We start from the raw sequence: 14586 nt of genomic DNA on the forward strand, positions 1-14586 counted from the left end.
ATCCATTAGGCTAGAGTATCAGTGCACATGCTTTGACCAAGATATGGTAGGTGACTTTTGTCCTGAAAACCGCTTTGAGTAAACAGGGAATTATTCCCATTGTGAAAAAATGTAAAATCACGGAAAATTTGTAGGTGAAAATTGGTTCATGACCATAGTAATATGAATTTGGGTAATACTTACAAAAAAGATACAAAAACCCACATATTTTGTTACATTTGCCCATTATATTAAATGGTGTTGATGAGGAATTTCCAATGTGATCCATTCGTCACTGAGGCTTCATCTTCAGATTTAGCAGACCATTTCCTTGTAGTGTCGTTCACTTGTTTGGCCATCACATTGTATTGTCACACTTCATGATAGACAAAAGTTTGCCAATTATCGGAGGGGACATATGTTAGCAAATCAGGCCAATCTTATCGACTTGGAGTGGGAAAAAGAACAGGTAGCCTTGTTGAATGATACAAAGGCTGAATATCCACAGGATAAGTCGATTCATCAGTTGTTTGAGGAACAGTCAGAAGCTGTGCCACACCGAGTTGCCATCGTTTATGAAAATGAGCGCTTGACCTACCAAGAGCTCAACCGAAAAGCCAACCAATTGGCAAGAGCCCTGATTGAAAAAGGGATTACAAGAGACAGCATTGTCGGTGTGATGATGGAGAAATCCATTGAAACTGTGACAGCTATTCTTGCCATCCTCAAGGCTGGCGGAGCGTATGTTCCTATCGATATCGAATATCCCCGAGATCGGATTCAATATATCCTGCAAGACAGTCAAACGAAAATCGTCATCACTCAGAAAAAAGTCAGCCAACTTGTTTATGACGTCGGATACCGTGGACCTGTAGTCGTACTCGAGGAAGAACATCTGGATTCTCGTGCAGATTCCAATCTTCACTTGCCAAGCAAACCTACTGACATGGCGTATGTCATCTATACTTCAGGCACAACCGGCAAGCCGAAAGGAACCATGCTGGAGCATAAAGGAATCGCTAATTTGCAATCATTCTTTCAAAATGCGTTCGGTGTAACACCTGCAGACAGGATTGGACAGTTTGCCAGCATGTCTTTTGATGCATCGGTATGGGAAATGTTCATGGCTTTACTAACCGGTGCCAGCCTCTACGTCCTTTCGAAACAGACGATTCATGATTTCATCAGTTTTGAAAACTATTTGAATGAAAATGAATTGACCATCATCACGTTGCCACCCACATATTTGACTCACCTCAACCCAGATCATATTACTTCACTTCGCATCATGATCACGGCAGGTTCTGCTGCCAACTTCCCTTTAGTAAATAGATGGAAAAACAAAGTCCGGTACGTGAATGCATACGGACCTACGGAAACAAGCATTTGCGCGACGATTTGGGAGGCACCTTCCAATGTGCTCGTCAACCAAACGATCCCAATCGGCAAACCGATTCAAAATACGTCCGCTTATATTGTCAATGAAGAGCTTCAATTACAGCCAATTGGCAGTGAAGGCGAATTATGCATAGGTGGAGTAGGCTTAGCCAGAGGATATTGGAATCGCCCGGATTTGACCGCCGAAAAATTTGTAGATAATCCGTTCGTACCAGGAGAGAAGATGTACAGGACAGGAGATCTAGCCAAATGGCTGCCGAATGGAGAAATCGAGTTTCTCGGCAGAATCGACCATCAGGTGAAAATCAGGGGTCATCGGATTGAGCTAGGAGAAATCGAGTCCGTTTTGCTGAAACATGAACAAATAAAAGAGGCAGTGGTAATCGCTAGAGAAGACCAACACGCTCAACCCTATTTGTGCGCTTATTTTATTTCGCCAGAGGAAGTAACCCCTGCGCAGATCAGAGAATTTGCCGCTCAAAAGCTTCCTGCGTACATGCTTCCTTCGTATTTCGTAAAGCTGGATAAAATGCCGCTTACGCCGAATGACAAAATTGATCGCAAAGCATTGCCAGAACCCGATGTTACTGCTGAGACAAATCCTGCATATGAACCTCCCAGAAATCAGACAGAATCGATTCTCGCAACTGTGTGGCAAGAGGTATTGGGAATTGAGAAAATTGGGATTCGCGACAATTTCTACTCACTCGGTGGGGATTCCATTCAAGCGATCCAGGTCGCTGCTCGTTTGCATGCCTATCAACTAAAGCTAGACACGAAAGATTTGCTGAATTACCCGACCATTTCGCAGGTTGCTCTCTATGTTAAAAATACGACGAGGAGAAGCGAGCAGGGAATCATCGAAGGCCCTGTTACCTTAACGCCCATTCAACAATGGTTCTTTGAAAAGAACTTTACGAATATGTTCCATTGGAATCAATCGTATGTATTGTATCGCGAACAGGGATTTGATCCTGAAGCCATCCAACAGGCCTTGGATAAAATTCTTTCACATCATGACGCACTACGCATGGTCTATCGGAACGAGAATGGGAGAATCGTACAACAAAATCGTGGGTTGGATAGCGAATTATACCATTTCCTTCAATATGATCTGACCTCGCATTCGGATGTCCAGCAAGCAATCGAAGAAGAGACAAAACGATTGCATGGCAGCATGAATTTACAAGAGGGACAGTTGGTGAAGGCAGCCTTGTTCCATACACTCCAAGGCGATCATTTGTTTTTGGCCATCCATCATTTAGTCATGGATGGAATCTCTTGGCGCATTCTGTTTGAGGATCTAGCAACTGCATACAGTCAGGTACTAGGAGGAAAAGAAATCGTTCTCCCGGAAAAAACGGATTCTTTTAAAAATTGGGCAGTGTGGTTGAACGAGTATGCGAATAGTGATGAGTTGATGAGTGAAATCCCGTATTGGGAGAATCTTGAATCAGGAGCTAGGAATGCTTCCCTTCCGAAGGACTATGAAACGGTGGGCAGCAAACAGAAGAGTATCCGCAACATACAGGTCGGATTGCTAGCAGAGGAAACCGAACAATTGTTGAAGCAGGCAAATTCTGCTTATCAAACAGAAATCAATGATTTGTTACTGGCAGCGTTGGGGCTGGCCGTTGCAGAGTGGAGCGGGCTTGACCAAATCGTGATTAATCTGGAAGGGCACGGGCGCGAGGATGTGATCGAACACGCTAACGTGACAAGAACAATCGGATGGTTTACCTCCCAATATCCAGTTTTACTAGATTTGAGTCAAATGAATCACTTACCTGACCATATCAAATGCACAAAAGAAAACCTGAGGAAGATCCCCAATAAAGGCATTGGCTATGAAATTTTAAAATATATGACAGAACCGGAAAAACGGCGTTCCTTGTCTTTTTCCTTGCAACCCGAAGTGACGTTTAACTACTTGGGTCAATTTGACGCAGGCCTTACCAACGAAATGTTTAGCCGTTCTCCGTATAGTTCAGGCAACACGCTCGGTGCGGATGGGAAGAACAATCTGAGCCCCGATTCGGAGATTTATACCGCCTTGAATATTACAGGAAGAATTGAAGGTGGAGAGCTTCTCATCACGTTTACTTACAGCGAGGAGCAGTTTAAAGAAGAGTCCATTCATCAACTGAGTGAGAACTATCAAAAACATCTCCGGGCAATCATTACACATTGCTTGCAGAAAAAAGAAGTCGAGCGGACACCCAGTGACTTTAGTCTAAAAGGACTTCAGATGGAAGAAATGGACGACATCTTCGAATTATTGGCCAATACGCTTAAATAAATAAGCAGTTGCTACTATTTTGTAGGGTTAAACATGTTCTTGGCTTACATTTTTATGTAAATATAACAAATAATGTCGATATCGAGGTGCCGGAATGAGTGTTTTTAGCAAAGAACAAGTACAAGATATGTATTTATTGACGCCCATGCAAGAGGGAATGTTATTTCACGCCTTGCTAGACGAAGAACATAACTCTCATCTTGTACAGATGTCCATTTCGATTCAGGGCAATCTTGATGTTGGTTTGTTTACCGATAGCTTGCATGTACTGGTAGAGAGATATGATGTGTTCCGCACGTTGTTTCTCTATGAAAAATTAAAACAGCCTTTGCAGGTTGTCTTGAAGGAACGGCCCATTCCCATCCTATTTTGCGATTTAACTGCATACGATGAGCAAGAAAAGCAGCAGCGCTACACACAGTACAAAAGGAATGACCAAGAGAAAACCTTTCATCTAGCGAAAGATTCGTTGATGAGAGTGGCTATTTTCCAAATGACGGAGAGCGAATACCAAATCATCTGGAGTTTTCATCACATACTCATGGACGGTTGGTGCTTTAGCATTATTTTTGATGACTTGCTTTCCGTCTACTTATCCTTAAAGAATGAGACACCGATTTCGCTTGATCCGGTGCAGCCATACAGCCAATTTATTCGTTGGCTGGAAAAGCAAGATAAGGAGGCTGCTCGCGCATATTGGAGAGACTATCTGGAACAATTTGAACAGCAAACTTCCTTGCCGAAATTTGGGAAGTCTTCTAGCAAAGCCGCCTTTCTACCAGCGCAATATCGTTTTGCGTTGGACCGCATGCTGACGCAGCAGCTTTCTGCGATCGCAAGTCAAAACCAAGTGACATTGCCGACGGTGATTCAAACCTTATGGGGGATTCTCCTCCAATCCTATAACGCTACGAATGATGTACTATTCGGCTCTGTTGTATCCGGGCGACCAACTGAAATCGTTGGAATCGACAAAATGGTTGGGTTGTTCATCAATACCATTCCATTCCGCATTCAAGCGAAAAACGATCAAACCTTTGCCGACTTGATACAGGATGTGCACCAAAGAACACGGCAATCCCAGTCCTATGAGCATGTACCTTTGTACGATATTCAAAACGATTCTGTATTGAAACAAGATTTGATCGATCACCTGATGGTCATCGAAAACTATCCGTTAGTCGAGGCCTTGCAGAAAAAAGTAGCGACACAGCAAGTAGGCTTTACCATTTCCGATGTCGAGATGTTTGAGCCTACCAATTATGACATGACCGTCATGGTAATGCCCAAAGAAGAGATTGCGATGCGGTTTGATTATAATGCTGCTGTTTTCGACGAAGCTTTTATCCAAAAAATGGCTGGACATCTCAAGCAGATTGCGGCTTGCGTGGCAAACAATCCGAAGGTCACCCTTCAGCAGGTTACTTTGCTGACAGAAACTGAAAAACAACAGCTAATGGCCAGAAACCTTGATACTTCCGCTGCCTATCCAGCGAAAACCATGCACGAGCTCTTCATGGAACAGGTGGATAGGACACCTGAGCAGGTTGCTGTCGTATTCGGAGAACAGCAGTTGACGTATCGGGAGCTAGATGAAAAGTCCAATCAGCTCGCCAGATTTTTGAGGAGAAAAGGCATTGCAGCAGACAGTCTGGTTGGTACGATGATGGATCGTTCGATTGAGATGATTGTCGGAATTCTTGGGGTTTTGAAAGCCGGTGGTGCGTTTGTACCGATTGATCCGGAGCTGCCAGAAGAACGAATTGCCTACATGCTCGAGCATAGCGGGATTCAATTGGTAGTGACCCAGCAGCATCTACTAGAGAAGGTCTCTGCTTCTACTGAAAAAATAGATATTAGCGCTCCAGCCATCTGGGAAGAGAGCCATGCGTCTGTGGAAACGATCAATCAACCAGATGACTTGTTTTATATCATCTACACGTCCGGAACGACAGGCAAACCAAAAGGGGTCATGCTTGAGCATAAGAACATGGCAAATCTGATGCACTTTACGTTTGCCAAGACCAACATCGATTTTCATGAAAAAGTATTGCAGTATACCACATGCAGCTTTGATGTTTGCTACCAGGAGATCTTCTCCACGTTGCTTTCCGGGGGACAGCTCTATCTCATCACGAATGAGATGAGACGTCATGTAGAAAAACTGTTTGCCTTTATCCAGGAGAAACAGATCAGCATTTTGTCCCTCCCTGTATCTTTCTTGAAATTTATCTTTAACGAAAAAGATTATGTGCAAAGCTTCCCGCGTTGCGTCAAGCACATTATCACTGCCGGGGAACAGCTCGTCGTCACTCATGAGCTACAGAAATATCTGCGGAACCATCACGTATTTTTACACAATCATTACGGGCCGTCGGAGACACATGTGGTAACCACCTACACGATGGACCCTAGCATGGATATACCAGAGCTGCCACCAATCGGAAAACCGATCAGCAACACAGGCATTTATATCCTGGATGAAAAGCTGCAAATGAAACCAGATGGCATTGTTGGGGAGCTGTATATCTCTGGAGCGAATGTAGGAAGAGGGTATTTGCACAATCCGGAGCTGACTGCGGAGAAGTTTCTCGAGAACCCGTATCAATCAGGAGAAAGAATGTATCGAACGGGTGACCTCGCTCGTTGGATGCCAGATGGCAATATCGAGTTTTTAGGGCGAATCGACCATCAGGTAAAAATCAGGGGGCATCGCATTGAGTTGGGAGAGATCGAATCGCACTTGCTCAACCACGCCTCCATCAAGGAAGCCGTGGTCATCGATAGAACGGATGAGACAGGTGGCAAGTATTTGTGCGCCTATGTTGTTTGGACAGAGGAAGTCAGCAACGAAGAACTGCGTGCGTACTTATCACGAACGCTGCCGGAGTATATGATCCCTTCCTTCTTTATGAGCTTGGAGCGGATTCCGGTCACACCTAATGGAAAAACAGACAGAAGAGCCTTGCCCATCCCTGAGGGTAATGCTTTTAAGGGAGCGGATTACCTCGCTCCGACAACCGAACTGGAACAGAAAATGGCAGCGATTTGGGAAAGCGTACTCGGCGTGTCCCCGATTGGCATTCAGGATAATTTTTTCACGCTGGGAGGCCATTCGTTAAAAGCCATTCATCTCATTTCCCGGATGCAAAAAGACTGCCAAGCAGATGTTCCGCTTCGCGTGTTGTTTGACAGACCAACCATTCAAGAAATCGCCAAGTATGTGGAAGGTGAAGAGGAAGGAACGTATCTCGCTATTCCGCGGGTCGCCATGCAAGAGCACTATCCTGTATCCTCTGCGCAAAAACGCATGCTGATATTAAACCAGCTTGATCCGGATAGTACGGTGTACAATCTGCCCGTTGTGACGGTACTCGATGGGGAATTGAATGTGCAGCAGCTAGAGCATGCCATTTCCAATCTGGTGAGTCGTCATGAATCGCTGCGGACCTCCTTCCATACCATTAACGGTGAGCCGGTTCAACGCATCCATCAGGAATGCAAACTGCCAATCGCCTACATGGAAGCGACAGAAGATGGTTTGAATCAAGTCATCACGGATTTCATGCGTCCGTTTGATTTGGAAAAAGCGCCATTAAGTCGGGTTGGACTGGTCAAACTGGGAGAGCGGCGCCATGTCATGATCATCGATATGCACCATATCATTTCGGATGGTGTGTCATCGCAAATCATCCTGAATGATCTTGCGCAGCTCTATCAAGACAAATCCTTGCCTGAGCAACGCATTCAATATAAAGACTTCGCGGTTTGGGAGAAAGGTCTGGCACAGACAGACCAATACAAAAAACAGGAAGCGTATTGGACCGAGCGATTCGCTGGTGAAATTCCTGTCTTGAACCTGCCTTTAGACTACTCTCGACCGTCTATGCAAAGCTTTGAGGGCGAACGTTATTTATTCGGCTCGGAAAAACAGCTACTGGATGGCTTGCAAAGAGTGGCGGCAGATACTGGTACCACGCTCTATATGGTGCTCATGGCAGCCTATCATGTTTTGCTTGCAAAATACTCCGGGCAAGAAGACATGGTGGTCGGGACTGTGACAGCTGGAAGAACGCACCCTGACACCGAAAGCATCACGGGTATGTTCGTCAACACGCTGGCAATGAGAAATCAACCGGTGGCAACCAAAAGCTTCAAGCAATTTTTACGAGAAGTGAAGGACAATACACTCTCTGCATTTGAGCATGGGGAGTACCCGTTTGAGGAACTCGTAGAAAAGCTGGCGGTCAATCGAAATCGAAGCCGCAATCCATTATTTGACACTTTGTTTATTTTGCAAAACATGGATGCCAGTCCGATCGAGATCGAAGGCATGACAGTGACGCCTTACGTGCCAGAGGGCAAAATGGCGAAATTCGATTTGTCGCTCGAAGCAACCGAAAACCACGCAGGTCTCCTATTCTGCTTCGAATTTTGCACCAAGCTGTTCAAGCAGGAGACCATCGAACGCATGTCGCGTCATTACATCCAAATCTTGCAAGAAGTCATCCGGAACACGGACTTGGCTCTCTATCAGATAGAGATGCTCACCGAGCAAGAAAAGCAGCAATTGCTGGTCCATTTCAATGACACATTCAAGCCTGTTCAGTTGGAAAGCACACTCCCACAGCTATTTGAAGAACAAGTAGGGAAAACCCCTGATCAAATCGCGCTGGTTTGCGGGGACCAAAGGTTGACATATCAGGAGCTCAATAAGAAGGCCAATCAGCTTGCTCGTACATTACGGAAAAAAGGAGTAAGTGCTGACCAACGAGTTGGAATTATGGCAAATCGTTCCTTGGAGATGGTGATTGGAATCCTTGCCATTCTCAAGGCTGGCGGAGCATATGTGCCTATTGATCCAGAATATCCGAATGATCGCATTGCCTATATGCTGGAAGATTGCGAAGCCCGTCTGGTGCTTACCCACGATCATCTTGGAACAAAGGTTGCGGCTGGAGTTGAATGCCTGTATCTGGAGGATAAGAGTAACTATTCTCGTATCACCACAAACCTTGACCCGATTCATACGGCTACGAATCTGGCTTATATCATTTACACATCGGGTACGACGGGTAGGCCAAAAGGGGTCATGGTGGAGCACCGAGGTATTGTCAACAGTGTGACGTGGAACAAAGAAGAGTTTGCCCTATCTGTCCATGACAGAGGTTTGTTGGCTCTATCCTTTGCCTTTGATGGTTTTGTCCTTACCTTCTTTGCGTTGATTCTATCCGGTTCAACGGTTGTCTTGACGAAGGATGAAGAAGCCAAAGATCCGATAGCGCTCAAAAACCTGATCTCAACATGGAGTTGCAGCTACACGTTATGCGTACCGAGCTTGTTCCAGGCGGTTTTGGAATGCAGCACCGCCGACGAGATCAGTCCGATGAAAATGGCCGTGCTCGGTGGAGAAAAGCTATCGCCGAAGTTAGTTGAGATGTGCAAAGAGATGAATCCGCAGATGATTGCTGTCAATGCGTACGGTCCGACAGAAAGCAGCGTTATCGCCACCTATCTGTGCGATACGCTCCCGGATGCTCCGATCACCATTGGACGGCCAATAGCAAACACAAGCATATACATCGTGGACCATTCGCACCAGCTGCTTCCAATCGGTGTAGTGGGAGAGATATGCATAGGCGGACTCGGTTTGGCACGCGGATATTGGAACAAACCAGAACTTACCGAGGAGAAGTTTGTCTCCAATCCATTTGAGCCAGGTAAACGCATGTACAAGACGGGCGACCTTGGCAGATGGCTCCCTGACGGTACGATTGAATTCGCAGGACGCCTGGATGAACAAGTAAAAGTGAGAGGATACCGGATTGAGATCGGGGAGATAGAATCGGTTCTGCTCAGCTATGAAACGACAAATGAAGCGATTATCGTGGCTTATCAGGATGGAAGCGGGGATGCGTATCTGACTGCCTATTTCACCGGGAAAGACAACATCTCGGAAGCAGCGCTTCGAACACATCTATCTCAAGAATTGCCAGCGTATATGGTACCGACCTATCTGGTTCAACTCGATGCTTTCCCTCTCACGCCAAATGGCAAGATCGATCGCAAAGCGCTGCCAAAGCCTGAAGGAAAGCCTACAACAGGTGTGGAGTATGTCGCTCCTGCCAATGAAGTAGAGGCAACACTGGCCAAGATTTGGGAAAACGTCCTTGGCATCACAGGCATCGGCGTGATGGATAACTTTTTTGAGCTGGGTGGACATTCTTTGAAAGCGATGACGGTAGTGGCGCATGTGCACCGGGAGTTTCAAACCGATCTTCCGTTGAAGCATTTCTTTGAACAGCCTACCGTTCGAGCCTTGTCCAGGTTGATAGCAAATAGTGAGAATGCGCCAGATGCATCGATTCAACCAGCAGAACCACAAGAGTACTACCCGGTATCTACTGCCCAGCAGCGGATGTACGTACTCCATCAGTTGGAAGGCGCGGGCATCAGCTACAATACGCCTGGGATGATCATGCTAGAGGGTCAACTGGATCGCGATCAATTGAAGCATGCGCTGCAAGCATTGGTAGATCGTCACGAAATTTGGAGAACCTCCTTTGAGATGGTAGGAGATCAGTTGGTCCAAAAAATTCATGACCATGTGGAAGTGGAAATGGAATATCGGAGTGCAGAAGAACATCAGATCGATGAAATTTTTCATGCGTTTGTCCGTCCATTTGATCTGGCTGTTCCGCCACTGCTGCGCATGGGTCTCGTGCAAATTTCGAATGAACGTCATCTTCTCTTGTATGACATGCATCATATTGCTTCGGATGCCTCGTCTGTCACGATCATTTTCAATGAACTGGCGGAATTGTACCAAGGCAGACCATTACCGGAGCTGCGTATCCAATACAAAGATTTTTCTGTCTGGCAAAAACGCTTTACCGAGTCAGATGACTTCAAGAAGCAGGAAGAGTATTGGTACCATGCTTTTGAGGGTCATAACACTGTCTTGGAGATTCCGACAGATTTTCCACGCCCAGCTGTAAAAAGCTTTGAGGGTGATCAAATCGTACTTGCTACCGATAGACCTCTGTTGGAAGCTTTACACGCGCTGGCTGCAGAAACGAAAACGACCTTGTTTATGGTCTTGCTTGCCGCCTACAATTTACTGCTCTCGAAGTACACGGGGCAGGATGATATCGTTGTCGGAACGCCAATCTCCGGTAAGACGCGCGCTGAGCTCGAACCGATTGTCGGCATGTTCGTCAATACGCTAGCAATCAGAAACAAACCGACAGCAGAGAAGACCTTCAAGGAGTTTCTGATGGAAGTCAAGCAGAATGCTCTGGATGCCTATGATCATCAGGATTATCCGTTGGAAAGTCTGGTTGAAAAGCTTGGCATTCAACGTGATCCGGGACGCAATCCACTTTTTGATACCATGTTCATTCTGCAAACCGACGAGCTTTACCAAAAAACACTGGGTCAACTGACCTATCATCCCTATGAATCGACGAGCGCACTTGCCATTTCAAAGTTCGACCTGTCTTTTCACCTGACTGAACGGGAAACAGACCTGTTGCTGCGACTGGAGTACAGTACCAAGCTGTTTAGAAGAGACACCGTAGACAGAATGTCGCGTCATTTTATGCAAATTCTACGCAATGTTACGGCAGAACCTGACAGGCAGCTTCAGGCGATTGAGATGCTGACGGCAGAAGAAAAGCAGTTGTTGCTAGTGGAATTCAATCATACAGACAGAGAGTTCACCGAAGACCAGACCATACAACAGCTCTTTGAGGAACTGGCAGCGAACACGCCTGATCAAACGGCCATTGTATTTGAAGAGAAGAGCATGTCATACCAAGAGCTCAATGAAAAAGCGAACCAGCTAGCTGCGGTTTTGCGGGAAAAAGGGGTAGGTCCTTCGCAAATCGTCGTCATGATGGTAGAGCGTTCCTTGGAAATGGTCATTGCCACACTCGCCATTTTAAAAGCGGGCGGAGCCTTTTTGCCTGTCGATCCCGATTATCCCGAAGATCGAGTTCGCTACATGATCGAGGACAGTCAAGCGAAGCTCGTGCTTACGCATTCTCACTTGATCCACAAGGTGTCCAGTCAGGCAGAAATTATTGATTTGGACGACGCGGGGAGCTATTCGTCGCATTCAGACAATTTGCTTTGCATCAACAAGCCGTCAGATCTGGCCTATATCATTTACACGTCTGGTACCACTGGCAATCCAAAAGGAGTCATGCTGGAGCACAAAGGGGCAGCCAATCTACAGGCGGTTTTCAAAAATCAACTCGGCGTAACGCCACAAGATCGGCCAGGGCATTTTGCGAGTATCTCTTTTGATGCATCGGTGTGGGATATGTTTATAGCTCTATTGACAGGAGCGACCTTGTATATTATCTCCCGCGATACAATCAACGATTTCCGCAAGTTTGAGGAATATGTCCACAAAAACGGAATTACCATTCTCACGTTGCCGCCGACGTATGCTATTTATCTTGAGGCTGACCGTATGCCGTCCCTGCGTATCCTGATTACTGCTGGATCGGCTGCAACTATCGCGTTGGTAGAGCAATGGAAAGAGAAAGTGACCTATATCAATGGCTACGGCCCCACAGAGAATACAGTTTGCGCCACACTCTGGAAAGCTTTGCCACATGAACCAGTTGGTCAGACCATTACGATTGGCAAACCGATTCAGAATACGAAGTTGTTCATCGTGGATGAACAAATGCAATTGAAGACAGTCGGTCAAATAGGTGAATTGTGCATCAGCGGGGTGGCGCTAGCCAGAGGATATTGGAATCGACCAGAATTGACGGCTGAAAAATTCGTCGACAATCCGTTTGTGCCAGGAGAGAAGATGTATCGCACCGGGGATCTGGCCAAATGGCTTCCGGACGGAAATATCGAGTATCTCGGCAGAATCGATCATCAGGTGAAGGTACGCGGTCATCGGGTAGAGCTGGGCGAAGTCGAGAGTGTCCTGTTGCGATATGAGACGATCATTGAGGCAGCAGCTATCACACATTTGGATGACCAGGGGCAACCTTACCTGTGCGCATACTATGTAGCCGATGGGGAAGCAAGTCCGGCTCAACTGCGTGAATTTATGGGAAAAGAATTGCCAAATTATATGGTTCCCTCCTTCTTCGTTCAGTTGGATAAGATGCCATTGACACCGAATGACAAAATTGACCGCAAAGCATTGCCGAAGCCAAGTCACGAAGAGAAATCGGGCAGGGAATATGAAGCACCACAAAACGAACTGGAACACTTACTTGCTACGACCTGGGCAGAGGTATTGGGAATTGGGCAAGTGGGAATGAAAGACAACTTCTTTGAATTGGGCGGAGATTCCATCAAAGCCATACAGGTATCCACGCGTTTGCACGCATCAGGCTGGACACTGGCGATGAAGCAACTGTTCCAATATCCGACCATTGAACAAGTGGCTGCTCATGTCATACCGAACAACAGAGAGAGCGATCAGGGAGTAGTAGAAGGCGAGATTGGCTTGACGCCCATCCAGAAGTGGTTCTTCGAGTGCAATTTCACTGACCATCACCACTGGAATCAGGCTGTCATGCTGTTCCGAGAGGATGGCTTTGATCCGGGACTTGTTCAGCAGGCGTTCTATAAAATCGTCGAGCACCACGATGCGTTGCGCATGATATACAAACAGGAGAATGGAACAATCACGCAAATCAATCGAGCGCTGACAGGTGAGCGATTCCGCTTCCATTCGTATGACTTAAAAGACCATGCAAATAGCGCAGCCCATATTTTGGAGTTGTCTGATCACATCCAAAGCAGTATCGATTTGGAACAGGGACCACTCGTCCACTTGGCACTCTTCTCCACAACGGAAGGGGATCATTTACTGATTGCCATTCATCATCTGGTCGTGGATGGCGTCTCTTGGCGCATCTTGTTTGAAGATTTTTCCTCTGCCTATTCGCAGGCTCTCCACAATCAGGAGATCGTCTTGCCGAAAAAGACAGATTCCTTCAAGGATTGGTCGGCTCAATTGCAAAACTATGCGGAGAGTGACGAGCTTTTGCGTGAAGCTGCGTATTGGCACAACCTCGAAAGCACGACCACGGCAGGAAAGTTGCCAACTGATTTTGTTACAGCAGATCGTAAACAAAAGCACACCCGTACAGTGAAGGTCGAGTTGACAGCGCAAGAGACAGAAAACCTGTTACGTCACGTACATCATGCCTATCACACAGAAATAAATGACCTGTTGCTGACTGCGTTGGGATTAACCGTGAAAGAGTGGGCGAATACCGACTACGCTGTCATCAACCTGGAAGGTCACGGTCGCGAAGATATTCAGAATGAAATGAATGTGACCAGAACGATTGGGTGGTTCACATCCCAGTTCCCTGTCGTGCTTGATATGGAAAAGTCAAAGGACTTGTCATACCAAATCAAGCAAATCAAAGAAAACTTGCGCCATATTCCGAAAAAAGGAATTGGCTACGAGATTTTACGCACGATGACGGCGGATAAACTGCGTCCATCCTTGCAATTTAGCCTGCAACCGGAAATCAGTTTTAACTACCTCGGGCAATTTGATTCGGATGTAAAATCTGGCGGGCTTACTTTTTCGCCACTCGGTACGGGGCAGCTTTTCAGTCCAGAATCGGAGAGAGTATTCTTGTTGGATATTTCCGGCATGATCGAGGATGGAAAGCTCCAGATCAGTTTTGGCTATAGCAGTCTCCAGTATCAGGAAGAAACCATCGCGAAATTGGCAGACAACTATCGGAATCACTTGCTCAGTATTATTGAGCATTGCCTATCAAAAGAAAATGGAGAATTGACCCCGAGCGATCTGGGTGATGATGACCTTTCGATGGAAGAACTGGAGAACATCCTGGAATTAATCTAATCAGGCGACATGAGAAATGCTATTCCTCCAATAAAAGCTGGGA

2 protein-coding genes are annotated in these 14586 nt (G+C 46.3%); both read left to right on the forward strand.

Annotated features, from left to right (window positions below):
• Positions 1 to 397: 397 nt before the first annotated feature.
• The gene (gene tycA, locus ASG16_RS27115) at positions 398 to 3676 is read left to right on the forward strand and encodes a tyrocidine non-ribosomal peptide synthetase TycA (protein ID WP_056494201.1); all 3279 of its coding nucleotides are present in this window, start codon (positions 398 to 400) and stop codon (positions 3674 to 3676) included.
• Positions 3677 to 3770: 94 nt separating this feature from the next.
• Complete coding sequence (gene tycB, locus ASG16_RS27120) at positions 3771 to 14543, forward strand: tyrocidine non-ribosomal peptide synthetase TycB (protein WP_056494198.1); 10773 nt, start codon at positions 3771 to 3773, stop codon at positions 14541 to 14543.
• Positions 14544 to 14586 lie beyond the last annotated feature (43 nt).

Origin of the sequence: Brevibacillus sp. Leaf182 (assembly GCF_001423865.2) — a bacterium.
In the GTDB taxonomy this organism is placed as follows: domain Bacteria; phylum Bacillota; class Bacilli; order Brevibacillales; family Brevibacillaceae; genus Brevibacillus; species Brevibacillus brevis_C.

Excerpts from the sequence above, each read along its gene's own strand:
- tycA (WP_056494201.1), top strand. The coding sequence starts at position 398 with ATGTTAGCAAATCAGGCCAATCTTATCGACTTGGAGTGGGAAAAAGAA.
- tycB (WP_056494198.1), top strand. The coding sequence starts at position 3,771 with ATGAGTGTTTTTAGCAAAGAACAAGTACAAGATATGTATTTATTGACG.